At 63.9% G+C, this 24,217-nt stretch carries 20 protein-coding genes; 7 read left to right on the top strand and 13 right to left on the bottom strand.

Annotation, left to right across the window (positions count from 1 at the left end):
* Window positions 1–9 precede the first annotated feature (9 nt).
* A complete protein-coding gene (gcvH, locus tag AC1RWL_RS20920) occupies window positions 10–372 on the top strand; it encodes a glycine cleavage system protein GcvH (RefSeq protein ID WP_493097040.1) in 363 nt (120 codons plus the stop codon).
* On the top strand, window positions 372–3,233 hold the full coding sequence (gene gcvP, locus AC1RWL_RS20915) for an aminomethyl-transferring glycine dehydrogenase (RefSeq protein WP_493097039.1): 2,862 nt from the start codon (window positions 372–374) through the stop codon (window positions 3,231–3,233). Before gcvH ends, gcvP begins: the two co-directional genes overlap by 1 nt.
* A 210-nt stretch (window positions 3,234–3,443) precedes the next feature.
* Here gcvP and AC1RWL_RS20910 read toward each other — a convergent pair whose 3' ends face one another.
* The 10 genes from AC1RWL_RS20910 to AC1RWL_RS20865 all read right to left on the bottom strand — a co-directional run bounded on the left by AC1RWL_RS20910 (window position 3,444) and on the right by AC1RWL_RS20865 (window position 13,091).
* A complete protein-coding gene (locus tag AC1RWL_RS20910; protein ID WP_256115770.1) occupies window positions 3,444–3,851 on the bottom strand; it encodes a response regulator in 408 nt (135 codons plus the stop codon).
* The gene (locus AC1RWL_RS20905; RefSeq protein WP_493097038.1) at window positions 3,835–5,700 is read right to left on the bottom strand and encodes a PAS domain-containing sensor histidine kinase; all 1,866 of its coding nucleotides are present in this window, start codon (window positions 5,698–5,700) and stop codon (window positions 3,835–3,837) included. The genes AC1RWL_RS20910 and AC1RWL_RS20905 overlap by 17 nt, the downstream gene beginning before the upstream one ends.
* Window positions 5,701–5,827: 127 nt before the next feature.
* Window positions 5,828–6,220, bottom strand: coding sequence for a Fe-S cluster assembly scaffold SufA (gene sufA / locus AC1RWL_RS20900; protein ID WP_256115768.1), 393 nt, complete (start codon window positions 6,218–6,220; stop codon window positions 5,828–5,830).
* Window positions 6,221–6,298: 78 nt separating this feature from the next.
* Window positions 6,299–6,679, bottom strand: coding sequence for an SUF system Fe-S cluster assembly protein (locus tag AC1RWL_RS20895; protein WP_256115767.1), 381 nt, complete (start codon window positions 6,677–6,679; stop codon window positions 6,299–6,301).
* Between the two features lie 12 nt (window positions 6,680–6,691).
* The gene (locus AC1RWL_RS20890) at window positions 6,692–7,933 is read right to left on the bottom strand and encodes a cysteine desulfurase (RefSeq protein WP_493097037.1); all 1,242 of its coding nucleotides are present in this window, start codon (window positions 7,931–7,933) and stop codon (window positions 6,692–6,694) included.
* 15 nt (window positions 7,934–7,948) lie between these two features.
* Complete coding sequence (gene sufD / locus AC1RWL_RS20885) at window positions 7,949–9,223, bottom strand: Fe-S cluster assembly protein SufD (RefSeq protein ID WP_435265492.1); 1,275 nt, start codon at window positions 9,221–9,223, stop codon at window positions 7,949–7,951.
* A 21-nt stretch (window positions 9,224–9,244) separates the two neighbouring features.
* Window positions 9,245–10,000, bottom strand: coding sequence for a Fe-S cluster assembly ATPase SufC (sufC, locus tag AC1RWL_RS20880; RefSeq protein ID WP_256115762.1), 756 nt, complete (start codon window positions 9,998–10,000; stop codon window positions 9,245–9,247).
* A 48-nt stretch (window positions 10,001–10,048) separates the two neighbouring features.
* Complete coding sequence (locus AC1RWL_RS20875; RefSeq protein WP_256115760.1) at window positions 10,049–10,210, bottom strand: hypothetical protein; 162 nt, start codon at window positions 10,208–10,210, stop codon at window positions 10,049–10,051.
* A gap of 114 nt (window positions 10,211–10,324) precedes the next feature.
* On the bottom strand, window positions 10,325–11,794 hold the full coding sequence (gene sufB / locus AC1RWL_RS20870) for a Fe-S cluster assembly protein SufB (RefSeq protein WP_256115759.1): 1,470 nt from the start codon (window positions 11,792–11,794) through the stop codon (window positions 10,325–10,327).
* A 139-nt stretch (window positions 11,795–11,933) separates the two neighbouring features.
* On the bottom strand, window positions 11,934–13,091 hold the full coding sequence (locus AC1RWL_RS20865) for a cysteine desulfurase family protein (RefSeq protein ID WP_493097036.1): 1,158 nt from the start codon (window positions 13,089–13,091) through the stop codon (window positions 11,934–11,936).
* A gap of 212 nt (window positions 13,092–13,303) precedes the next feature.
* On the opposite strand from AC1RWL_RS20865, the gene AC1RWL_RS20860 reads away from it, so the two are divergent.
* On the top strand, window positions 13,304–13,981 hold the full coding sequence (locus AC1RWL_RS20860) for an alpha/beta hydrolase (protein ID WP_256115757.1): 678 nt from the start codon (window positions 13,304–13,306) through the stop codon (window positions 13,979–13,981).
* A gap of 60 nt (window positions 13,982–14,041) precedes the next feature.
* On the opposite strand, the gene AC1RWL_RS20855 is transcribed toward AC1RWL_RS20860, so the two are convergent.
* Entirely contained in the window at window positions 14,042–15,220 is a 1,179-nt protein-coding gene (locus tag AC1RWL_RS20855) for a GGDEF domain-containing protein (RefSeq protein WP_493097035.1), read from the bottom strand.
* Between the two features lie 94 nt (window positions 15,221–15,314).
* Window positions 15,315–16,448 carry an anhydro-N-acetylmuramic acid kinase gene (locus tag AC1RWL_RS20850; protein ID WP_493097034.1) on the bottom strand — a complete coding sequence of 378 codons (1,134 nt, stop codon included), beginning with the start codon at window positions 16,446–16,448 and terminating at the stop codon, window positions 15,315–15,317.
* 132 nt (window positions 16,449–16,580) lie between these two features.
* Here AC1RWL_RS20850 and tyrS point away from each other — a divergent pair, with 132 nt between their 5' ends.
* Entirely contained in the window at window positions 16,581–17,834 is a 1,254-nt protein-coding gene (tyrS, locus tag AC1RWL_RS20845) for a tyrosine--tRNA ligase (protein ID WP_493097033.1), read from the top strand.
* Between the two features lie 47 nt (window positions 17,835–17,881).
* Here the strand turns inward: tyrS and AC1RWL_RS20840 are convergent, their stop codons facing one another.
* Window positions 17,882–21,274, bottom strand: a complete 3,393-nt coding sequence (locus AC1RWL_RS20840) for a YhdP family protein (protein ID WP_493097032.1) — start codon at window positions 21,272–21,274, stop codon at window positions 17,882–17,884.
* 149 nt (window positions 21,275–21,423) lie between these two features.
* Between AC1RWL_RS20840 and AC1RWL_RS20835 the strand changes: the two genes are divergently transcribed.
* The 3 genes from AC1RWL_RS20835 to AC1RWL_RS20825 all read left to right on the top strand — a co-directional run bounded on the left by AC1RWL_RS20835 (window position 21,424) and on the right by AC1RWL_RS20825 (window position 24,127).
* Window positions 21,424–21,891, top strand: a complete 468-nt coding sequence (locus AC1RWL_RS20835) for a peroxiredoxin (RefSeq protein WP_493097031.1) — start codon at window positions 21,424–21,426, stop codon at window positions 21,889–21,891.
* Between the two features lie 21 nt (window positions 21,892–21,912).
* Window positions 21,913–22,740 (top strand): ferritin-like domain-containing protein, encoded by an 828-nt coding sequence (locus AC1RWL_RS20830; RefSeq protein WP_493097030.1) that lies wholly within the window; start codon window positions 21,913–21,915, stop codon window positions 22,738–22,740.
* A gap of 97 nt (window positions 22,741–22,837) precedes the next feature.
* A complete protein-coding gene (locus AC1RWL_RS20825) occupies window positions 22,838–24,127 on the top strand; it encodes a M23 family metallopeptidase (protein WP_493097029.1) in 1,290 nt (429 codons plus the stop codon).
* Window positions 24,128–24,217: the final 90 nt, after the last annotated feature.

Raw genomic sequence — 24,217 nt, 5'->3', positions numbered from 1 at the left:
GGTTCGTCCATGCTGAAATTTACCGAAGAACACGAGTGGCTGAAGATCGAAGCCGGCGTTGCGACCGTGGGCATCACCACGCACGCCGCTGAACAGCTCGGCGACCTCGTCTTCGTCGAACTGCCCGAGGTCGGCTCCACCTTCGAAAAGGGCGGCGATGCGGCCACCGTCGAAAGCGTCAAGGCGGCCTCCGACGTCTATTGTCCACTTGACGGGGAAATCGTCGAAGTCAACGAGGCGATCGTTGCCGATCCCTCCCTCGTCAACAGCGACCCACAGGGTGCCGGCTGGTTCTTCAAGCTGAAACTCGCCAACGCGTCTGATGCCGACGGCCTGCTGGACGAAGCCGCCTACAAGGAGCTTGTCGGCTGATGTCTCTTCCCAAGGATTTCGCCTTTACCGATTACCAGCCCTACGACTTCGCCAACCGTCGCCATATCGGCCCTTCGCCGAAGGAGATGGAAGCCATGCTGGCGGTGATCGGCTATCCCACCCTCGATGCGCTGATCGACGACACCGTGCCGAAATCGATCCGCCAGGAAAAGCCACTCGAATGGGGCGCCGCGATGACCGAGCGCGAGGCGCTCGACAAGCTGCGCGAGACCGCCAACCGCAACAAGAAGCTCGTCTCGCTGATCGGCCAGGGTTATTACGGCACGATCACGCCGCCGGTGATCCAGCGCAACATCCTGGAAAACCCCGCCTGGTACACGGCCTATACGCCCTATCAGCCGGAAATCAGCCAGGGGCGCCTCGAAGCGCTGATCAACTACCAGACCATGGTCTGCGACCTGACCGGCCTCGACGTGGCGAACGCCTCGCTGCTTGATGAAGCGACGGCCGCCGCCGAAGCGATGGCCATGGCGCAGCGCGTGGCGAAATCCAAGGCGAACGCCTTCTTCGTCGACGAGAACTGCCACCCGCAGACGATCGCGCTTTTGAAGACCCGCTCCGAGCCGCTCGGCTGGCAGATCATCGTCGGCGATCCCTTCACCGATCTCGATCCCGTCGACGTCTTCGGCGCGATCTTCCAGTATCCCGGCACCTACGGCCATGTGCGCGATTTCACCGGCCTGATCGCCCGCCTGCACCAGACCGGCGCGATCGCCGTCATGGCGGCCGATCCGCTGGCGCTGGCGCTTTTGAAGTCGCCCGGCGACATGGACGCGGATATTGCCATCGGCTGCACCCAGCGTTTCGGCGTGCCGGTCGGTTATGGCGGGCCGCATGCGGCCTATATGGCCGTCAAAGACGCCTATAAGCGCTCCATGCCCGGCCGCCTCGTCGGCGTCTCCATCGATGCCCGCGGCAACCGCGCCTACCGCCTGTCGCTCCAGACCCGCGAGCAGCACATCCGCCGCGAAAAGGCGACGTCGAACATCTGCACCGCGCAGGTCCTGCTCGCCGTCATGGCCTCGATGTATGCCGTCTTCCATGGTCCGCAGGGCCTGAAGGCGATTTCGCAGAATGTGCACCAGAAGACCGTGCGCCTCGCCATGGGCCTGGAAAAACTCGGCTACACCGTTGAACCGGAAGTCTTCTTCGACACGATCACCGTGCATGTCGGCAAACTCCAGGGCATCATCCTGAAGACCGCCGTCGCCGAAGAGGTGAACCTTCGCAAGATCGGTGACGACCGCATCGGCATCAGCCTCGACGAGCGCTCGCGCCCCGTCACGCTGGAAGCCGTCTGGCGTGCCTTCGGCGGTGATTTCGAAGTGGCGGAGTTCGAGCCGGATTACCGCCTGCCGGAAGACCTGCTGCGCACCAGCGAATACCTGACGCACCCGATCTTCCACATGAACCGGGCGGAAAGCGAGATGACGCGCTACATCCGCCGCCTCTCCGACCGCGACCTCGCGCTCGACCGTTCGATGATCCCGCTCGGCTCCTGCACGATGAAGCTGAACGCGACGGCGGAAATGCTGCCGATCACCTGGCCGGAATTTGCGGAGATCCACCCGTTCGTGCCCGCCGACCAGGCGCAGGGCTACCGCTACCTGATCGAGGACCTGTCGCAGAAACTCTGCGACATTACCGGCTACGACGCCGTCTCCATGCAGCCGAATTCGGGTGCGCAGGGCGAATATGCCGGCCTCCTGACGATCCGCGCCTATCACCTCGCCAATGGCGACACGCATCGCGACGTCTGCCTCATCCCGACCTCCGCGCACGGCACCAACCCGGCATCGGCGCAGATGGTCGGCATGAAGGTCGTCGTCGTGAAAGTGTCCGACAATGGCGACATCGACATGGAGGATTTTCGCGCGAAAGCCGAGCAGCATGCGGACAACCTGTCCTGCTGCATGATCACGTATCCCTCCACGCACGGCGTCTTTGAAGAGAACGTGCGCGAGATCTGCGAGATCGTTCACAAGCACGGCGGCCAGGTCTATATCGATGGTGCCAACATGAACGCCATGGTGGGTCTGGCCCGTCCCGGCGATATCGGCGGCGACGTCAGCCACCTCAACCTGCACAAGACCTTCTGCATCCCGCATGGCGGCGGCGGTCCCGGCATGGGTCCGATCGGCGTCAAGGCGCATCTGGCGCCCTACCTGCCGGCGAACCCGACAACCGGCGAGGCCGGTGCGGTCTCGGCGGCCCCCTTCGGCTCGGCCTCCATCCTGCCGATCTCCTGGAGCTACTGCCTGATGATGGGTGGCGCCGGCCTGACGCAGGCGACGAAGGTGGCGATCCTCAACGCCAACTACATCGCCGCTCGCCTCAAGGGTGCCTATGACGTGCTCTACAAGTCCGCCAAGGGCCGCGTGGCGCATGAATGCATCATCGACACGCGCCCGCTCGTCGACAGCGCGGGCGTGACGGTCGACGACGTCGCCAAGCGCCTCATCGACAGCGGCTTCCACGCGCCGACCATGAGCTGGCCGGTCGCAGGCACCCTGATGATCGAGCCGACCGAATCGGAGACCAAGGCCGAGATCGACCGCTTCTGCGATGCGATGCTGTCGATCCGCGAGGAAGCCCGGGCCATCGAGGAAGGCAAGATGGACCGGGTCAACAACCCGCTGAAGAACGCCCCGCACACGGTGGAAGACCTCGTCGGCGAATGGGACCGCCCCTATTCGCGCGAGCAGGCCTGCTACCCGCCGGGCGCCTTCCGCGTCGACAAATACTGGTCGCCGGTCAACCGCGTCGACAATGTCTACGGCGACCGCAACCTCGTCTGCTCCTGCCCGCCGCTGGAGGACTACGCGCAGGCGGCCGAGTAATCGACCAACCTCTCCACCGTCATGGTCGGGCTTGACCCGACCATCCATCCCGCTGGCACGCCGCGGAAGGTGGATCCTCGCGTCAATCCTCGGGTTTAACCCGAGGACGAGGATGACGAAGGTGGGTGGGGCGAGGTTTGTCCTCAACCTGATGAGCCCCGGCCGATCCATCGGCCGGGGCTTTTTCATTTCGGGCAGGGAGGGAAAGGCTCAGGGCGAGACGGCGACGTCCACCCAGAAGCGGGTAAAACCTTCCGCGAAATCGCGGTAGCCGCTGAGCGTCGAGGGTTTGACCGCATAGGCATTGGCGCCGTTCTCGTAGGCGCTGTTGACGTCGGAGGTGTTCGAGGACGAGGACAGCATGATGACCGGCGTCACCGCCGTGCGCGTGCGCCCGCGCAGCCGCTTGAGCAGATCCATGCCGTTGGTGCCGGGCATGTTGATGTCGAGCAGGATATAATCGAAGGCTTCCGTCGCGAGCCGGTCGCTGGCGACCTCCGCATCGGCGACATGGGTGATCTCGATGGGGCTGCCGGCATCGCTGAAGGCGCGCATCACGAAGCGCACATCCACGGGGTCGTCATCGACGACGATCAGCTTCCTAAGCAGGCTTGCCACGATCGTTCCCCCTTGATTTCACCGGATGTGGAAACGTCACGATGAAGCGTGCGCCCGGAGCATAGCTCGTGTCAAGCGCTATCACGCCATTGTGGCTCTCGACGATCCGGCGCGCCAGCGCGAGGCCGACGCCGGTGCCCTGGTAGACCGATTCGTCACGGTGAAGCCGTTGAAACACCTCGAAAATCCGCCCCACATGCTGCGGGTCGATGCCGATGCCGTCATCCTCCACGACGAAGTCGATGGCGCCGTCATTGTCCCGGCTATAGACGCGAACGACGGGTGCCTCGCCGGGCCGGCAATATTTCAGCGCATTGCCGATGAGGTTCTGCGCCAGCCGCTTCAGAAGCTCCGGATCGCCCTGGATGTCCGGAAGGGCCGCGACCTCGATCCTGCCGCCGCTTTCCTGCACATGGCCTTCCAGCAGCACCAGAGCGTCGCGCACCACATCGGAGAGCGCGACCGGCTTCGGCGCGGTGATGCGATAGGCGATCTGCGAGAATTCGAGCAGGCTGTCGATGATGCGGCGCATGCGCACGGCACTCTTGCGCACATGATCGGCATAGTGCTGCAGTTCCGCGAACTCGCCGCGGTGAAGGTCTTCGGAAATCATCTCGGCGAACATGGAGAGATGGCGCAGCGGCGCCTTCAGGTCATGCGAGACCGTGGCGGTGAACTGGTCGAGCGCCTCGTTCTTGCGGCGCAGCTCGTTCGTCTGCGCCTCCACCTGCTGCTGCTGGCGCTTCGCCTCGGTAATGTCGCGCCCGACGCTGACAACCTCGCTGACGCTTTCCCCGTCGAAGCTCGCGACGGCCGTCCAGTGCATCCACATCTCGTGGCCGTCATGGTTGTCGATGCAGATTTCCAGGGTCTTGATGGGGTGCTCGGGCGTATAGTTCGCGATGTTCATCAGCTCGGCCGTCTGCTCCGGCGCGCAGGCGACGTCCGGCAGATAGCGGCCGATCAGGGCATCGGTCGTCGAGCCGACATGGCTGGCATATTTGTCATTGGCAAAACGCACCATAAGCTTCTTGTCGAAGCGCAGGATCATGTCCGGCAGGATCTGCAACAGCGAGAGATAGTCGCGGCGCTTCTCCTCCAGCGCCGCCTCGGCGCGCTTGAGGTCCGTGACGTCGACGCGCAACGCGACGATATCGCCGGTTTCCGTGACGTGGCTCTCCGAACGCATCCACCGGTCGCCGCCATAGGCAAAGACCGCACCGCCCGAATCAGGCGTGCGGTGATCGCGCAGGCGCGCCTCCACCAGCGCCTCTGCCTCCGGCGTGCCTTCCTCGATATTCGTATAGACGCCTGCCCTGATATTGGCGCGAATGATGCTTTCGAGGCTGGCGCCCACCCGCACATTCTCCTTGGCGGGGCCGCAACGCTCCTTGAAGGTCCGGTTGAACATCATCAGCCGCTCTTCCTGGTCGAAGACGGCAAAGCCTTCCGGCATGGTGTCGAGGGCTGCATCGAAGCGCTGGCCAAGCAGGATCTGCTCGCCATGGCTGCCGCCGGAGAGCAGGCTGCGCAGGAGAAGCGCGTAACAGGAGCCGGTGCCCTCGTCCGGCACGGCGATCACATGCGCGGTCGCATCGAAGAGCGAACCATTGTCGTGGTGGAAGGAAAAGGCGTGTGCATTCTCGCGCCCGGCAGACGCGTAGCGGGCGAGGATCGCGGCGGGGGCCGGCCCGTCGATGACGGCCGATTCGGCGGGCTTCCGGCCATCGCGATTCCAGCCGAAAGTGCGCGCAGCCGCCTCATTGAACGAGACGACACGCGCCTCGGCATCGACGATCAGGGCCGGAAAGGGCAGGTTCTGGTAAAGTGCCGCGGCAAAGCCGGTCATCGCGCGCGTCCCCTCCCTGGCGATCCGCCGGTACCCGATCCGGGTGCCGCGCGTCGGAGACTAGGCAAATCCGGCGGCGAAGGAAAGTCGTGAGGTTTTGCAGTCCTGCACCCCCGGCATTCCGGGTTCAGCCGGCGCGCACCGTGGGCTGGCCGGCGGCAGCAAGCGCTGCAAGGTCGGCGGGCTTCAGCTCGACCGATTCGCCGCAGCCGCAGGCAGACGTCTGGTTCGGGTTGTGGAAGGTGAAGCCGGAACGCAGCGTCGTTACCTCGAAATCCATCTCGGTGCCGAGCAGATAGAGCACGGCTTCCGGCGCGACCCAGACGCGCGCACCGTTGCGCTCGATCAGGTCGTCCTTGGCGTTTGCTTCGGTCACGAGGTCAATGGAATATTCCATGCCCGCGCAACCGCCCTTCTTGATGCCGACGCGTATACCCTTGGCGTCACCGCCGGCATTGTCGACGATCGCCTTGACGCGGTCTGCCGCCGCATCGGTGAGCTTCATAACTGCAAAGGCCATGGGCCGTTTCTCCTTCGCCGACCGGGTTCAAGGCCCGGCGGTTTCCGAATCTAAATCTAGTGACCCCGCGTTAAGGGATCAATACCAGCCAACAGCAACCTGCGCCTCTTCCGACATGCGGTCCGGCGTCCACGGCGGATCGAAGGTCATCCGGACCTCAACGCCGGACACGCCCTCGACCGCGCCGACGGCATTCTCCACCCAGCCGGGCATCTCGCCGGCCACGGGGCAACCGGGCGCCGTCAGCGTCATGTCGATCTTGACCATGCGGTCGTCTTCGATGTCGATCTTGTAGATCAGGCCGAGCTCGAAGATGTCGGCCGGGATTTCCGGGTCGTAGACCGTCTTCAGCGCGGAAATGACGTCGTCGCTGAGGCGCGCCAGTTCGTCGGCCGGGATCGCCGAATGCACGATGCCGTCGCGGACGTCGATCTTGTCTTCCGTTGCGTCGAGGGACATGGGTCCACCTCCTCAGGCAAAAAACTTGCGGGCATGATCAAGCGCATCGGCGAGAGCATCCACCTCGGCGCGCGTATTGTACAGGCCGAACGATGCACGGCATGTGGAGGTGACGCCGAAGCGTTTCAAGAGCGGCTGCGCACAATGGGTGCCGGCACGCACCGCCACACCCGCCCGGTCGATGACCATCGAGACGTCATGCGCGTGGATGCCTTCGAGCTCGAAGGAGAAGATCGAGCCCTTGCCCGGCGCCGTGCCGAAGATCTTGAGCGAATTGATCGCCGAGAGCCGCTCATGCGCATAGTCGCGCAGATCCGCCTCGTGCGTCGAGATTGCCGCGCGGCCGATCTTTTCCATATAGTCGAGCGCATGGCCGAGGCCGATCGCCTGCACGATCGGCGGCGTACCGGCTTCAAAACGGTGCGGCGGGTCGTTGTAGGTGACGATGTCTTCCGTCACGTCGACGATCATCTCGCCGCCGCCCTGGAAGGGACGCATCTCCTTGAGGCGGCCCATCTTGCCGTAGAGCACGCCGATGCCGGAGGGGCCGTAGAGCTTGTGGCCGGTCATCACGTACCAGTCGCAATCGATGTCGCGCACATCGACCGGCATGTGCACGGCGCCCTGCGAGCCATCGACCAGCACCGGAATGCCTCGCTCGCGGGCGATGCGGCAGATTTCCTTGACCGGCACGATCGTGCCGAGCGCATTCGACATATGCGTGATCGCAATGAGCTTGGTGCGCTCCGTCAGGCATTTTTCGAAGTCTTCGATGTGGAACGCACCCGCATCGTCCACCGGCGCCCAGACCAGCTTGGCGCCCTGCCGTTCACGGATGAAATGCCACGGCACGATGTTGGAGTGGTGCTCCATGATCGAGAGCACGATCTCGTCGCCCTCGCCAATCTTCGGCATGCCGTAGCCGTAGGCGACCGTGTTGATCGCCTCGGTCGAGGATTTGGTAAAGATGATCTCGTCGACCGAAGAGGCATTCAGGAAACGGCGCACCTTTTCGCGCGCCGCCTCGTAGGCGTCCGTCGCCGCATTGGACAGGAAATGCAGGCCGCGATGCACGTTTGCATATTCGTTCGAATAGGCATGCGAAATCGCGTCGATCACCGACTGCGGCTTCTGCGCCGAGGCGCCGTTGTCGAGATAGACCAGCGGCTTGCCATAGACCGTCTTCGACAGGATCGGGAAATCCTTGCGGATCGCCTCGACGTCATAGCCTGCTGTGGGCAAAGCGTGTTCCATCTCATTCGTCCTTTATCAGGCGTGCTTTTCGAGCCAGGCGGCGATGACGCCTTCCAGCGCCTCGACCAGCGGCTCGTCTTCCAGCTCCTCGACGATCTCGGCGACGAAGGCGTTGACCAGCATGGCGCGCGCCTTGTTCTCCGGAATGCCGCGGGCCATCAGGTAGAAGAGCTGGACGTGGTCGATGTCGATCACGGTCGCACCATGGCCGCACTGCACGTCGTCGGCGAAGATTTCGAGCTCCGGCTTGGCCGAGAAATCCGCTTCGTCCGACAGGAGCAGCGTGTTGCACGACATCTTCGCGTCGGTCTTCTGGGCATCGGGCGCAACGCGGATCTGACCCTGGAAGACGCCGCGGGCGCGATCGAAGATCACGTTGCGGATGACTTCCGTCGACGTGGTGTTCGGCACGTTATGCCCAACCGTGAAGGTCACGTCGTTGTGCGTCTCGCCGCCGAGCAGGTTGATGCCGCGCAGGATCAGGTCCGAGCCCTCGCCCGCCACCACGACGTGGATTTCCTGCCGAACGAGCTTGCCGCCGGCATTGATGACATAAAGGCGCAGTTTCGCATCGGTGCCGAGCGTGATGCGGATCTGACCGAGATGGGTATCGGCAAGACCCTGGCCCTGGAAGATGATCCAGGTGATTTCCGCGCCGTCGGCAAGCGAAATGTCGCTGACAGACGTCACCAGGGCCGCGTTGTCGCTGACGGCCAGGTAGCGCTCGATGACGGTCGCCTTGGTGTTTGCGCCGAAGGTTGCCGGGAAGCGCGTATGCGTCTGGCCGGCATTCTGGATCGCCTGGATTTCGAGCGGGGCTTCAAGCTCGGTCCCGGCCGGGAAATCGAGCACGAAACCATCGCGCACGAAGGCGCCGTTGATGCGGCCGATCGTGTCGTCGCTGTCGCGGGCGGTCAGGCCTTCCGCGGCGGTGCCGTCGGCGAGCGCATCGGCGAAGGTGCGCAGCGTTACGCCATCGGCGGAAGCGCGGCTATCGGCAACGCCGTTGACGACCGAAAGCACCGTCGAGCCCTCGACCAGCGGGCCGACCTTGGCGGCAGATGCCGCCGGATCGAAGGCCGGCACGGCGCGCAGCAGCGCCTTGAGGTCCGTATAGTGCCAGGCCTCGACGCGGCGCGTCGGAAGGCCGGCATCCTTGAAGTCGCTGATCAGCACGTCGCGGGCCGCGAGCACGGCGCCATCGCCCGGCAGTTCGCCGATCGCATGGTCGTAGGCTTCGCAGAGCGCCGTTTCGGCGACGGACAGCTTCATGCCTGTCTGCATGTTCATGAGATCACTCCTTCACCGTGCTCAGGCAGCAGCATCGATGATGTCGGCATAGCCGTTTGCTTCCAGCTCATGGGCCAGCGTCTTGTCGCCGGACTTGATGACCTGGCCCTTGTAGAGGACGTGGACCGTATCCGGCACGATGTAGTCGAGCAGGCGCTGGTAGTGCGTGATGACGACGACGGCGCGGTCGGGCGAACGCAGCGCGTTTACGCCGTCTGCAACGATCTTCAGCGCGTCGATGTCGAGGCCGGAATCCGTTTCGTCGAGGATGCACAGCTTCGGTTCCAGCAGCGACATCTGCAGGATTTCCGCACGCTTCTTCTCACCGCCGGAGAAGCCGACGTTGAGCGGACGGCGCAGCATTTCCGGCGCGATCTTCAGTTCGGCGGCCGATTCCTTGACGCGGCGCATGAAGTCCGGCGTCGTCAGTTCCGCCTCGCCACGCGCCTTGCGCTGCTCGTTCATCGCGACCTTGAGGAACTGCATGGTGGCGACGCCCGGGATTTCGACCGGGTACTGGAAGGCCAGGAAGATGCCCTTGGCGGCGCGCTCGGACGGGTCGAGTTCCAGGATGCTCTCGCCGTTATAGAGGATCTCGCCCTCGGTGACTTCGTAGTCTTCGCGGCCGGCGAGGATATAGGAGAGCGTCGACTTGCCGGAGCCGTTCGGACCCATGATGGCGGCGACTTCGCCCGCCTTCACGGTGAGGTTCAGGCCGCGGATGATCTCGGTGCCGTCTTCGGCGATGCGGGCGTGCAGATTCTTGATTTCAAGCATGGTTTCTCGGTCCTGCGTTCGGAGCGCTCAAACGCTCCCGTCTTGGTTTCAGAAGCCGAGGAAAAAATGGACCACCGGAAGCATCATGGCGGAGAAACCGCCGAGGCCAAGCCCCACTACCGTGCGTACCGCCAAATTCCGAACATTGGGCGCATACGCTGCCAGTCCACCGCAAACCACGGCATAATACGTCAGATTGACCGGATCCATGTCGTCTTCTCCCGATGAGAACCGCACCGTCTAATATAACGGATCACGCGGGAACTTCATCGAAAGACCTGCCCGGTCGCCCGGCGGAAATCCGCCGGGATATTCCTTACCCGGTCAGCCGACCGAGCCTTCCAGCGAGATGCCGATCAGCTTCTGCGCCTCGACGGCGAATTCCATCGGCAGTTCCTGGATGACTTCCTTGACGAAGCCGTTGACGATCAGCGCGATCGCCGCTTCGGTCGGGATGCCGCGCTGGAGGCAATAGAAGAGCTGGTCTTCCGAGATCTTCGAGGTGGTCGCCTCGTGCTCGAACTGCGCCGTCGCGTTCTTCGCCTCGATATAGGGCACGGTATGCGCGCCGCACTTGTCGCCGATCAGGAGCGAATCGCACTGGGTGAAGTTGCGCGCGTTCTCCGCCTTGCGGTGGGCCGAAACCTGGCCGCGATAGGTGTTGTTGGAGAAGCCGGCGGAAATGCCCTTCGAGACGATGCGGCTCGACGTGTTCTTGCCGAGGTGGATCATCTTGGTGCCGCTGTCGATCTGCTGGTGGCCGTTCGACACGGCGATCGAGTAGAACTCGCCGCGCGAACCATCGCCGCGCAGGATGCAGGACGGGTACTTCCAGGTGATGGCGGAGCCGGTTTCGACCTGCGTCCACGAGATCTTGGAATTCTTGCCCCGGCAATCGCCGCGCTTGGTGACGAAGTTGTAGATGCCGCCCTTGCCGTCCTTGTCGCCCGGATACCAGTTCTGGACGGTGGAATATTTGATCTCGGCATCGTCCAACGCAACGAGCTCGACGACGGCAGCATGCAGCTGGTTTTCGTCGCGCTGCGGCGCGGTGCAGCCTTCGAGGTAGGACACGTAGGCGCCCTCTTCCGCGATGATCAGCGTGCGCTCGAACTGGCCGGTGTTCTTCTCGTTGATGCGGAAGTAGGTCGACAGTTCCATCGGGCAGCGAACGCCCTTCGGCACGAAGACGAAGGAGCCGTCGGTGAAGACAGCCGAGTTCAGCGTCGCGTAGAAATTGTCGGACGTCGGCACGACGGTGCCGAGATACTTCTTCACGAGATCGGGATATTCGCGGATGGCTTCCGAGATCGACATGAAGATCACGCCGGCCTTCTTCAGCTCTTCCTTGAAGGTCGTGACGACCGAGACCGAATCGAACACGGCGTCGACGGCGATCTTCGAGGTCTGCACGCCGGCCAGGATTTCCTGCTCGCGCAGCGGAATGCCGAGTTTTTCGTACATTTTCAGAAGTTCGGGATCGACTTCGTCAATGGACTTCGGGCCGCTCTGGTTCTTCGGAGCCGCGTAATAATAGAGGTCGTTGAAGTCGATCTTGGGATATTCGACGCGCGCCCAGGTCGGCTCTTCGAGCGTCAGCCAGCGCTGATAGGCCGCAAGACGCCATTCGAGCATCCAGTCGGGCTCGCCCTTCTTGGCCGAGATGAAACGGATGATCTCCTCGGAAAGCCCCTTCGGAGCCTTCTCCATTTCGATCGTCGTCTCGAAACCGTATTTGTACTGGTCGACGTCAATCTGACGGACCTGATCGATCGTTTCCTGCACCGCAGGCATATCGTTCTCCAATCTTGCCGGATACAAGGTCCGGCAGTTTGTCAACGTCTGGCGGGACCTCCCGCCGCTTATGTAGGCGCCAAAGGCGGACTTTCCCACCTTTTGGCAAGCGAAAACTTGAGTTTCCGCAAGATTCCCCTCAGGCCGCGCGCCGCCGTGAGACGACACGCGAAAAGGCCGCGAGAAAGCGGTCCACATCCGCCTGCGTAGACCCCGCACCGAGCGACACGCGCAAGGCGCCAAGGGCCGCATCGAAACCCATGGCCGTCAGCACATGGCTCTGCCCGACCTTGCCGGAGGAGCAGGCTGAACCGGCGGAGAGCGCAATACCTTCGAGATCGAAGGCGATCTGCCCCGTTTCCGACTTCAGGCCCGGCAGGCTGAAGAACGAGGTGTTGGCGACACGCTCGATATCCGCGCCGTGGATGATGATGTCGTTGGTCGCCATGCGCATGCCGGCCTCCAGCGCATCGCGCAGGCCGGCGATCCGGGCGTTGCGATCCGCAAAATCGGCAGCGGCAGCACGCGCCGCCGCGGCGAAACCGGCGAGTGCGGCCGGGTTTTCCGTGCCCGAGCGATGCCCCTTCTCCTGCCCGCCGCCGCGGATCAGCGGCACGGGCATCAGCACCTCGCCCCGCGAGACGAGCGCGCCGGCACCCTTCGGGCCGCCGAGCTTGTGCGAGGAGAGGATCAAAAAGTCCGCTTCCAGCGCCTCGATATCGACCGGGATACGGCCAGCGGCCTGCACCGCGTCCACGACGAGCAGTCCGCCATGGCGGTGCACGATTTCGGCCGCCGATTTCACCGGCTGAACGATGCCCGTCTCGTTGTTGACGAGCATGACGGCGACCATCGGCAGGCCCTTTGCCTTGTCGTGGCCTTTAAGAAGCGTTTCCAGCGCGGCGAGATCGACGAGACCGGCAGGCGTCACCGGAATCGAGGTCAGCTTGTCGCGCGAAAATCGTCCGCCTTCGCGGATCGCCGGATGTTCGATCTCCGAATGGTAGAGATGACTGATGGCAAGCGGCGTGCGGCCCATGCGGTAATCGGGCGTCAGGACGAGGTTCGCAGCCTCCGTCGCACCGCTCGTGAAGATCACATGCGCCGGGGCGGCGTGGACCAGGGCGGCGACGTCGCGGCGCGCGGCTTCCACCAGCATGCGCAGCGCCCGGCCCTCGCCATGCACGGAGGACGGATTGCCGACCGTATCGAGCGCAGCAAGAACGGCCTCGCGCGCCGCAGCCGAAAGCGGCGCGGTGGCGTTCCAGTCCAGATATGTGCGCTCCGTCTTCGTCATTCTTTATCCGTACTCGCCGGGCATCTCACAAAGCGGCGTGCATTTTTCTTGAAATTTCCGTCGGGCTTGCCTTATGACACCAATCTCACGGCGCCCGATGCGCCCATACAGTTTCGAATGGTTCTAAACTAGGTTCTAGAAAAGCTGACTGGTTTCGTCAAGACTTCAGTTGACAAGAATCCGTTTTGGAATCCGAACTTGCCGGAGTGAGAATGCCCGAAATCATCTTCAACGGACCCGCCGGTCGCCTCGAAGGCCGTTACCAGCCGTCCAAGCAGAAGAACGCCCCCATCGCCATCGTGTTGCATCCGCACCCGCAGTTCGGCGGCACGATGAACAACCAGATCGTCTACCAGCTCTTCTACATGTTCCAGAAGCGCGGCTTTACGACGCTGCGCTTCAATTTCCGCGGCATCGGCCGCAGCCAGGGCGAATTCGACCATGGCGCGGGCGAACTGTCGGATGCGGCCTCCGCGCTCGACTGGGTGCAGAGCCTGCACCCCGACTCGAAAAGCTGCTGGGTCGCCGGCTATTCCTTCGGCGCCTGGATCGGCATGCAGCTCCTGATGCGCCGCCCGGAGATCGAAGGTTTCATGTCGATCGCCCCGCAGCCGAACATCTACGACTTCTCGTTCCTCGCCCCCTGCCCGTCGTCCGGCCTCATCATCAACGGTGATGCGGACAAGGTGGCACCGGAGAAGGACGTCAACGGCCTCGTCGAAAAACTGAAGACGCAGAAGGGCATCCTGATCACGCACCGCCTGGTGCCAGGTGCCAACCACTTCTTCAACAGCCAGACGGAAACCCTGATGGCGGAGTGCGAAGACTATCTCGACCGCCGCCTCGCTGGCGAACTGACGCCCGAACCGGCCGCCAAGCGCATCCGCTGAGCGGCCGAAAGGTCCCAACACAAGAGCCCGATGGTCCGCCACCGGGCTTTTTTCATGCCGTCAATTTGCCAGCTTGAAAACGTCGAGCACCACGGCCGGCGGCTCCGCCTCGCGCACGCAATCGCGCCCGGCATTCTTGGCGGCGTAGAGTGCATCGTCCGCCCGGCGCATGGCAAAACGCAGCGGCTCGTTCGGGCCGATTTCCGCAACACCGAAGCTTGAGGTGACGCGAAGCGCCTCCGGCAGGCCGGGAACCGGCGACACCGCTCTTGCGGCCCGGAGAGCATGCGCGAAGAGAAGGGCCGCATCCTTGCCGGTGAACGGCAGAAAAATCACGAACTCCTCTCCGCCGATGCGCGCGACGAGGGCGCCCGTCGGCGCCGCCGCCTTCAGCATCTCCCCGAACGCGCGGATCACGGCGTCGCCGCCCTGGTGCCCATAGGTATCGTTTACCGACTTGAAGCGATCGAGGTCGCAAAGAACGATGCTATGCGGCCCTTGCCGTGCGATCAACGCATCGACGCGACTGTCGAAGCCGCGACGGTTCAGGACGCCGGAGAGAACATCGACTTCCGCATTGGCCTTTTCATCCGCCATGATTTCCAGCACCAGCACACATAACAGAACGAGGCCGATAGTGACGATGAGAACGGCTCCGATGCTCTGCGAGTACAGCGCGAACCGGCTGGAAAGGTAGTCACTGGCCACGCTGCCTGACCCGGCATGGACCGCGATCGCAGCCTTCAGCGGAAAATGTACGCTTGTCATGACCAGCAGAACGACGAGCATCCGGTCAACGAAGGCCGCGGCGAGTGCGCGCGACACGGCCCAAGCGCTCATGGCGACCGCGATCGCCAGCGGTGCCTGATACGTCAAAGCATGGACCAGCGTTCCACGCGGCAGATCGTAGATCACGTAGTTGAAAATCACGAAGCCGGAAAAGAGCGCGGCCAGATGCCTACGATTGGCCTGCAAGCCGTAAAGATGACCGATGCCGACCCGAAGCATGAACGCTCCGCCGAGGATCGATGCGAAGGCCAGGACCGTCCAGAGCCTCGGTGGGGGAAAATTGGCAAGAAGAAACTCGAAAACAATGGAAAGCGACGAGACAGCAAAGGTGCCGGCAAACCATCGCGCGGCAATGCGATTGCGGCTCCTGACGGAAACCGCGAGAAAGAAAAAGCAGAAACATTGCGCGATGAAAAAGTTCGCCGCCATCAGGAAGCCCGCGCCACTCATCGGTCACCTTACGCAAGACACATTGGATAAGCATCCCGTGCGGAAAACGCGGAATGGTCCGCCACGATGCTAAGAGGCCGCCGCCAAAAAAGCGTTAATCTTCAAGGGTCGGTTTCTGCAATACGCCGCCGCTGACGGGCGCCTTGACGCCGGTCGTGCCCGGGAAAGTGAGCGGCAGGCCGCGAAGCGAGCGCACGGCGAGATAGGCCCAGGCCTCCGCCTCCATGCTGTCGCCGTTGAGATCGACCGCTTCGGCGACGACAACCTCCGCCCCTTCGACCTCGGCGAGGGCTGCGAGATCGCCCATGATCACCCGGTTCAGCCGGCCGCCGCCGCAGACGACGTAGAGTTTCGGCCGCTCCGGCAGATGGCGGGCGGAGCGCAGGATGGCTGCCGCCGTGACATGGGCCAGCGTGCGCGCACCGTCTTCGAGGCTGGCATCCGCGCCTTCCGGCGGGCGAAAATCGTTGCGGTCGAGCGAGCGGCGCACCGGAGAGGTGAAGAAGGCGTGGCTGAGGTAGCGGTTGGCGAGGTCGGGATCGACACGGCCCTCCGAGGCGATCATGCCGCCCTGGTCATAGGGAATGCCGGCATGAGCCTCGACCCACTGGTCGATCAGCGTGTTGCCGGGGCCGCTGTCGAAGGCGACGATCTCGCCGCCGCTGCCGATGAACGTGATGTTGGAAATACCGCCGATATTGACGAAGACGACCGCCCGGCCGGTGGAACGGGAAAGGCCGGCGGCCAAGGCTGCGTGATAGACGGGAATGAGCGGCGCGCCCTGCCCGCCATGCGCCATGTCGTTCGCCCGCATATCGTAGACGACGGCGATGCCGGTCTCGCGTGCCAAAAGCCCGCCGTCGCCGAGCTGCACCGTCAGGCCTGCATCGGGCCGGTGCAGCACGGTCTGGCCGTGGAAGCCGATGACATCGACATCAAATGCCTTCAGGTTGTTTTCGGCGAGGAAGGCATTGACGGCCTCCGCGTGACGGAGCGTCAGCTCACGCTCGATTTCCGTAAGGTCACCCGGCCGCTCTTCGCGGCTGCCGATCGCCTTGGCGGTCTCCAAGGCACCTTGCAGGCGGCGGCGGAAGGCGGCATCGTAGGGGCGCCCCATGGATGGCCCGCGCTCGACGACGGCCTCGCCATCCGTGCGCAGCAGCGCGACATCGATGCCGTCCAGGCTCGTGCCGCTCATCAGACCGATTGCCGTCCGCAGTGCCGTCATCTCGTGCGCTCCAGAATCACTTTTGGAGTGATTATGCGGTGAAACAGTGATAAACGCCCGGCGGTCCGCCGGAAAATTGCATCCGGCCAAAAAACATCCCGTCCATAGCATTCCCGCCGAGAGAGACAGGCCATGTCCGAATTCAAGTCAGATTTCCTTCGCACGCTGAAAGAGCGCGGTTTCATCCACCAGATCTCCGATGAAACCGGCCTCGACGACCTTCTCGCCAAGGAAACCGTGACCGCCTATATCGGCTTCGACCCGACGGCGCCGAGCCTGCATGCCGGCGGCCTCATCCAGATCATGCTGCTGCACTGGTTCCAGAAGACCGGCCACCGTCCGATCTCGCTGATGGGCGGCGGCACCGGCATGGTCGGCGACCCGTCCTTCAAGGACGATGCGCGCCAGCTGATGACGCCGGAAACCATCAACAGCAACATCGCCAGCATCAAGAAGGTCTTTTCGAGCTACCTGACCTACGGTGATGGTCCGAAGGACGCGCTGATGATCAACAATGCCGACTGGCTGCTCGGCATCAACTATCTCGAATTCCTGCGCGATGTCGGCCGGCATTTTTCCGTCAACCGGATGCTCTCCTTCGACAGCGTGAAGACGCGCCTCGACCGCGAGCAGTCGCTGTCCTTCCTCGAATTCAACTACATGATCCTGCAGGCTTACGATTTCGTCGAGCTCAACAAGCGTTACGACGTGCGCCTGCAGATGGGCGGCTCCGACCAGTGGGGCAACATCATCAACGGCATCGACCTCGGCCACCGCATGGGCACGCCGCAGCTCTACGCGATGACCTCGCCGCTGCTGACGACCGCGTCGGGCGCGAAGATGGGCAAGTCGCTCTCCGGCGCCGTCTGGCTCAACCCGGACATGCTGTCGGCCTATGATTTCTGGCAATACTGGCGCAACACGGAAGACGCCGACGTCTCGCGCTTCCTGAAGCTCTACACGACGCTGCCGATGGACGAGATCGCCCGGCTCTCCGCGCTCGGCGGTGCCGAGATCAACGAGGTGAAGAAGATCCTTGCCACGGAAGTGACGGCGATGCTGCATGGCCGCGAGGCCGCCGAACAGGCCGCCGAAACCGCGCGCAAGACTTTCGAAGAAGGCGCGATTGCCGAGAACCTGCCGACGATCGACGTCACCGCAAGCGAACTCACAGCCGGCATCGGCCTCCTGAACCTCATCGTCAAGGCCGGCCTTGCCGCCTCCAACGGCGAAGCGCGCCGCCACGTCCAGGGCGGCGCGGTGCGCATCAACGACGCCGCGGTTTCCGAAGAGCGCCGCATGATCGGCTCCTCGGACGTCTCCGCCGATGGCGTCGTGAAACTGTCGCTCGGCAAGAAGAAGCACATCCTCATCCGCCCGGCTTGATCGGCCGCGCAGCACCCCAGATCAAGGCCGCCTCCGGGCGGCCTTTTTCATTGGAATTCGAAGATGTTGCGGAAGACGCCGGGCGCGATGATCGACAGCGGGTTGATGGTGAGTTTCGGCTTGTCGAAGGGGCCTGCCAGCTTGAAGGTGATGCCGATGAGGCCGCGGTCGTTGCCGTTGCCGAGGATGATGCCGATGAGCGGCAGCTCGGCGAAGAGCCGGTTGAGGCCATAGGCGGGCATGAAGGTGCCGGTCATGTCGATCCGGCCGTTGGCGTCGCGCACCGTGCCCTGGAAGGTGGCGCCCACCGCCTCGCCTCGTACCACGCCGTTTTCCAGGCTGAGCGAGCCGCCGCCGGTGCGCACCTGCGCAAAGCCGCGGGAGAAGCGCACGGCGCTGACGTCGATTTCGCGGCGCACCGCCTGGTTGAGGCTGCGCCCGTCTTCGCCGGCCGGCGTGGAGACGAGCGAGCGCAGGCGCTCTTCGCCGACGAGCGAGAAATTGCGGATGTCGACGGAGCCGCGCCAGCCGCTGTTGGAGGTTTCCCGCAAGCGGACGTTCAGCAGGCCGCCGCGCATATGGCTGTAGACATCGGCGAAGCGCGCCACAGCGCCGGCGTCGCCGCTGGTGAGCTGGATGGCGTCCGAGCCGCCGTTGCGGGCAAGCTGCGCCACCACGGGCGCGCCGCCGGCCGTCACCGCCGAAAGGTCGACGCCGGAAATGCGGCTGCCTGTCGTGGCATAGCGCAGGCTGACATTGGAAAGGCTTTCGCCATTGAAACCGACGGCCCGCGACAGGTTGGCCTGCACGGTGATGCCCTGCTTGTCGCCACCCCCTTCGCCGCTGCCGGCGTTCTTGAGGCGCGCCAGCACGGAGCGCACGTCGGCAGCCTCGCCGTCCGCCACGACGGAATAGCCGGATTTGCCGCGCTCCAGCTTCAGCCGGAACCGATCGTCGGCCGAAAGTCGGACCGTCGAGAAGTTTGCCGCGTCCAGCCTTGCGCCGCGGAAGGTGAGATCGCCCGCGACATTGAACCCGTCGCCGGCAAAGCGGAAATCGGAAACCCGGGTGACGCCCTCCTTGGTGTCCGCCGTCAGCGTGACCTTGCCGCCGATGCCGGCACCCTTGGTCCAGCCGATCCAGGGAATGGAGACCGCGGCAGCACCCACATCCGCCTCCACCTGGCGCGGCCCGTCGCCGTCCTGCTCCATCCGCATGGCGATCGCGCCATCCAGCACATCCTCCAGGCCCGGCAGCAGCTTGCGCCGGTCCTTGTTGTCGAGCGTGCCGGACAGGATCGTCTTGCGCTTGATCGTGCTCGCCTTGCCGACGGGCTCGAGCAGTTCGAGATCGAGCGTCACGCCGTCTATATCGGCCTTGGCCTTGAGGTCGGCCTGCTTGGGATCGATCGCCAGCAGGCCGTGAAGGCCGGTGACCTCGCGCCCGGCGATCGGCTTGGCGACATCCACGTCGTTGAGGGTGAGCGCGGCAGTCCATTCCGGTGGCGGCGGATTGTGCGAGGAGATGACGCCGAAATGCGCCTTCACCTTCGCCTCGACCTGCCCGCTGAAATCATCCGGCGCAAAACCGGTCGCCGGCAGTGCGCGGATCGGCCGATAGGTCACGAGTTCCGCAATCGCATCGGCATTGCCGGCGACGTCGATGTCCATGTCGGCCATCAGCGGCTTGGTGTAGTTATCCGGCAAAACGAAGGTGCCGCCCTTCAGCGCAACCGAGCGGCCGGACGGGAAATAGGCAGCACCGCCGGTGATCTGGATTTCGGTGCGCGGCCCGCGCAGGCGAAACTTCCCGGACGTATCGCGCAAGGGCGGGATCTCGCCCGCCACGTTCATGCGCGCGCCCTCGATGTCGAAGTCGATCTTGAGCTCGTCCGGACCGAGATGCATCGGCACGCCCGGCAGACGCTCGCGGCCTTCGGCGAGGTAGAATTCGATGCGGCCATTGGTGACGGTGCCGCCAAAGATGTTCTTGATCACCCAGCTTCGCGCGGTCTTGGCCATCCAGAACGGCCAGAACTGCTTGACGGCCGCCGATTCCAGCTCGCTGGCGATCATCACGAAGCTGACTTCCGGCGCACGGTCGCTGAAGCGCATGGCAAGGGAGCCCGCGACATTGCCCTTCTCGCTGGAAACGGCCATCTGCTCGAACAGCAGGTTCTTCGTCTTCGGCAGATAGTAGCCGTTGACCTTGGCGTCGAAGCGGATCGGCGCCTCGGTGGAATCGACCGGCCGGCTGATCGCGTTGCTGAAGACCAGATCGATGGCAAAGCCCTTGTCCGCCCGGTCGGAGACGCGGTCGAGGTCGATGAGGCCGCCGGTGAAGGGGAAATGCGACTGGCCGACGCTCGCATCCGGCGAGGCAAGCTCGATCGATCCCTTGTCGAAATTATAGACGGCCTTGAGGGTGGAGGGGCGCAGCTCCGCCGCGATTCCATCGCCATAGACCGCGCCGGCGGCGACGTTGATGGTCAGGCCCAGCACCGGTTTCGTGCCGGCAATCTCGCGCACGGAATTGACCGAGACATCCGCCGTCGTATCGATGCCGGCATGCACATTGCCGTTGACGTCGTTACCGAGCAGGAATTTTGCCAGCGCCACGTTGCGGATCGAGCCGTCCAGCGTGCGGATCGCCCCTTCCGTGCCCGAGGCGGTGAGGTCGATCTCGCCTTCCGAACCGTCCAGCGAAAAATGACCGTCGATCGACATGGTGCCGTCGCCGTCGCGGGTGAATTGCAGGCTGGCGATGGCGAGCGTGATCGGCTTGCCGTCCGGCCCCTGGAATGTCGCACCGAGGTCGGAGATGCTGACGGTCTGCATGCCGTTGGCGTCGATCAGGCGGTTGACGCCGTCGAGCCGCTCGAAGGTGGTTTCGAGATAGTCCGGCACGTCGGAAATGCGCAGCGCCGCGAGATCGAGCGGCTTGCTCTTGGGCAGCAGCGCCGCGTTGAACATGACGCCGTCGACATCGAGCCGCGAGACGGCAAGGCGGCCGGAGGCAAGCCCCAGCGGATCGAGCACGATGCCAATCGAATCGGTCGTCGCCAGCTCCTTGTCCGATTGCAGCTCGATGATGCGGACGTTTTCCGCCTTAAGTGCAAACCCGTTGAAGCCGGCGAGGCGCAGCACGGTGTGATCGACCGACGCGCGGTAGCGGGGGCCGAGCGCCTGGTTGAGGGCAGCGACGGCGCGGGCATTCAACGTGCTGTCGAAAAGCCCGGTCTCGACCAAGCCGATGAGCACCGCGCCGAGAAACAGCACGAGAGCGACGGTCGCGGCGACGATACGGCAGGCGATGCCCGTGCGGCTTGCCTGCGCCGCATGCAGGACGATGGGTTCGTGCGCCTGCGCGGACGGCAATTCATGCAGCGGAACGATGTCCTGCTTGCGGAACACGACTCTCTCGCCGCGGATATCTCCCATCTCGCGCTTGTTTCCTTTGCCCCTGCGCGCAACCTATCCCACGGAATCGGTGCGCATCGTCCAGTGGCCGTTGGACGATTCTGTCTGCCACTATATATGCGGGAGGCCGGGTCCTTGACTCAAAAAGCCGGCCAAAGAAAGGAAATCCCATGGCAGAACTCGTCCCAGGCGCTGCGGCCCCGGACTTCACCCTCCCGCGTGACGGCGGCGGCACCATTTCGCTCTCCGCATTGCGCGGCCGGCCCGTCGTGCTGTTCTTCTATCCGAAAGATGACACGGAAGCCTGCACGACGGAAGCGAAGGATTTTACCGCCGCCAAGGCGGATTTCGAGGCCGCCGGCGTCGCCCTCGTCGGCCTTTCGCCGGATCCGGTGAAGAAACACGACAAGTTCGTCAAGAAACACGAACTCGACGTGCCGCTCGCCTCCGACGAAAGCCTGGAGACGCTGCAAGCCTATGGCGTGTGGAAGGAAAAGAGCATGTATGGCCGCACCTATATGGGCGTCGAGCGCACGACCGTGCTCGTCGATGCCGAAGGCAAGATTGCGGAAATCTGGCCGAAGGTGAAGGTCAAGGACCATGTCGCGGCCGTGCTCGACGCCGCCAGGAAACTTTAAAACCCCGCATAAGGCATTGGAATGATAAAACTTCCGCATATCGAAAGCCTACGCGGCGGCACCACGGCGGCAATCTCTGCCGCCGATCTCGACCTGAAGACGGAGCTCGCGCAGGAGACCGCGCGCCGCTGGTTCGCCCGTACGCTTTCGATGCGCTCGCCGCGCGATCCGGTGCTGCCCTCGCGGCCCGGCCGGCCGGAAAAGCCGGAGCTCATTCCGCCCAAGCACATGAAGAAGCGCTCGCTGCACACCGAGAAGGGCCGCATCGCGCTGCTCCATGCGCTCGCCCATATCGAGCTCAACGCCGTCGACCTCGCGCTCGACATCGTCGCCCGCTTCACCACCGAGCGCGTGCCGCATTCCTTCTTTGACGGCTGGATGCAGGTGGCCTTCGAGGAGGCGAAACATTTTCGCCTCATCCGCGATCGCCTGCGCGATCTCGGCGCGGACTATGGCGACCTGCCGGCGCATGACGGGCTGTGGCAGGCCGCGCACGACACGCGCAACGACCTGGCGGCCCGCCTCGCCGTGGTGCCGCTGATCCTCGAAGCGCGCGGCCTCGACGTGACGCCGACGCTCCAGGCCAAGATGCGCGAGACCGGCGACGACGCGAGCGCCGACATCCTCGACATCATCTACAACGACGAGAAGGGCCATGTGGCGGTCGGCGCGAAATGGTTCCGCTTCCTCTGCGCCCGCGAGAAGAAGGACCCGTCGGCCACCTTCAAGGAGCTGGTGCGCACCAATTTCCGCGGGCCGCTGAAGCCGCCGTTCAACGACGTGGCGCGCGCCGAGGCCGGCCTCACGCCGTCGTTCTACCGCTCGCTCGTTTCCGTCAGCCAAAGCTGATAATTGGCGCCAAAACGACGCCGGGAAAGGCTTTATTAACCCTAACAATGTGTAATTCCCCGCACGAGACCAGCACAACCGGTCGGGGGTATCAACTGTGGCGGAGCGTCCTGAAAACCGCATCTTCGGAAAGCGCGCGAAGCAGCACGTCGTGATCTTTGCGAGCGGCGACAAGATCCGCCACATGACCATCCGTCCCTGGATGGCCGCCGTCACGTTCTGTTTCGCCGGCATGTTCACCGTCGGCTATCTCGCCGCCACCTCCTATCTCGTGCTGCGCGACGACCTGATCGGCGCCACCATGGCACGCCAGGCGCGCATGCAGCATGACTACGAGGACCGCATTTCCGCCCTCCGCGCGCAGGTCGACCGCGTCACCAGCCGCCAGCTCCTCGACCAGCAGGTCGTGGAGGAGAAGGTGGAGAAGCTGATGCAGCAGCAGTCGGCCCTCTCCGCCCGTCACGGCAAGCTCGACGCGCTTCTGAGCCGCGCCGAAAGCAGCGGCGTGGAGGCAACCGCTCCCCTTACCGAAGAGACGCCGGTGATCGACGGCCGCCGGGCGGACGCCGCCGGCGCCATCGATGCCATCATGGGTGGCGCGGGCGCGGCGCCGCTGAAGACGACGCAACTTGCCTATGCCGCCACCAGCGAATCGGTTGCCGACCGCGCGGACCGCCTGTTTTCGAAGGTCACGCTCTCGCTGAAGGATCTCGAACACGAGCAGATCAACCGCATTCAGTCGCTGACCGCCGGGGCTTCGGAAACCGCCGACGCGATCCAGACCATCCTGCGCCGCACCGGTTTCGATGTCGCCGAGGAAACGGCCGAGAAGCCGGCTACCGATTCGGATCTCGCCATCGGCGGCCCGTTCGTCGAGCCCGTCGCCTTCACCGATCCGTTCGAAGAATCCATAAACGACCTCGACGATGCGCTGGAACGTCTCGATAGCGCCCGCCGCACCGCGCGAAAACTGCCCTTCGGCAACCCCTCGCCCCAAAGCAGCATCACCAGCCGCTTCGGCAATCGCACGGATCCGTTCCTTGGCCGGCTGGCGCTGCATGCCGGCATCGATTTTCGCGCCCGCACCGGCACGGACATCCACGCCACCGGTGCCGGCACGGTCGTGGTCGCCGGCCGCAACGGCGGTTACGGCAACATGGTGGAAATCGACCATGGCGACGGCCTGACGACCCGCTACGCACACCTTTCCCGCGTTCTCGTCAAGGTCGGCGACCATGTGGACGAGGCGGATCCGGTCGGCCTTTCCGGCACGACGGGCCGCTCCACAGGCCCGCACCTGCATTACGAAGTGCGCCGCGACGGCAAGGCCATAGACCCCATGCGCTTCCTCACCGCGGGCATGAAGTTGACCACCTATATGGATTGACGTAACGCAAGGCCGAGGGCTTGCGGATGGCAAAAGCATCCGCCACACAGTTCAAATTGCTTGGTGATTCACCAAATTCGCTGATTTCCT

It is taken from the genome of Shinella sp. GW821-FHT10F02, assembly GCF_058809275.1.
The sequence above is the reverse complement of the archived record's forward strand: the minus strand, read 5'-3'. Positions and strand labels throughout refer to the sequence as shown.

Coding starts and splice junctions, on each gene's coding strand:
- sufA (WP_256115768.1), bottom strand. CDS start 6,220: ATGGCCTTTGCAGTTATGAAGCTCACCGATGCGGCGGCAGACCGCGTC.
- AC1RWL_RS20905 (WP_493097038.1), bottom strand. CDS start 5,700: ATGACCGGCTTTGCCGCGGCACTTTACCAGAACCTGCCCTTTCCGGCC.
- sufC (WP_256115762.1), bottom strand. CDS start 10,000: ATGCTTGAAATCAAGAATCTGCACGCCCGCATCGCCGAAGACGGCACC.
- gcvH (WP_493097040.1), top strand. CDS start 10: ATGCTGAAATTTACCGAAGAACACGAGTGGCTGAAGATCGAAGCCGGC.
- gcvP (WP_493097039.1), top strand. CDS start 372: ATGTCTCTTCCCAAGGATTTCGCCTTTACCGATTACCAGCCCTACGAC.
- AC1RWL_RS20855 (WP_493097035.1), bottom strand. CDS start 15,220: ATGAGTGGCGCGGGCTTCCTGATGGCGGCGAACTTTTTCATCGCGCAA.
- AC1RWL_RS20875 (WP_256115760.1), bottom strand. CDS start 10,210: ATGGATCCGGTCAATCTGACGTATTATGCCGTGGTTTGCGGTGGACTG.
- AC1RWL_RS20860 (WP_256115757.1), top strand. CDS start 13,304: ATGCCCGAAATCATCTTCAACGGACCCGCCGGTCGCCTCGAAGGCCGT.
- AC1RWL_RS20865 (WP_493097036.1), bottom strand. CDS start 13,091: ATGACGAAGACGGAGCGCACATATCTGGACTGGAACGCCACCGCGCCG.
- AC1RWL_RS20835 (WP_493097031.1), top strand. CDS start 21,424: ATGGCAGAACTCGTCCCAGGCGCTGCGGCCCCGGACTTCACCCTCCCG.
- tyrS (WP_493097033.1), top strand. CDS start 16,581: ATGTCCGAATTCAAGTCAGATTTCCTTCGCACGCTGAAAGAGCGCGGT.
- AC1RWL_RS20840 (WP_493097032.1), bottom strand. CDS start 21,274: ATGGGAGATATCCGCGGCGAGAGAGTCGTGTTCCGCAAGCAGGACATC.
- AC1RWL_RS20850 (WP_493097034.1), bottom strand. CDS start 16,448: ATGACGGCACTGCGGACGGCAATCGGTCTGATGAGCGGCACGAGCCTG.
- sufB (WP_256115759.1), bottom strand. CDS start 11,794: ATGCCTGCGGTGCAGGAAACGATCGATCAGGTCCGTCAGATTGACGTC.
- sufD (WP_435265492.1), bottom strand. CDS start 9,223: ATGAACATGCAGACAGGCATGAAGCTGTCCGTCGCCGAAACGGCGCTC.
- AC1RWL_RS20890 (WP_493097037.1), bottom strand. CDS start 7,933: ATGGAACACGCTTTGCCCACAGCAGGCTATGACGTCGAGGCGATCCGC.
- AC1RWL_RS20830 (WP_493097030.1), top strand. CDS start 21,913: ATGATAAAACTTCCGCATATCGAAAGCCTACGCGGCGGCACCACGGCG.
- AC1RWL_RS20895 (WP_256115767.1), bottom strand. CDS start 6,679: ATGTCCCTCGACGCAACGGAAGACAAGATCGACGTCCGCGACGGCATC.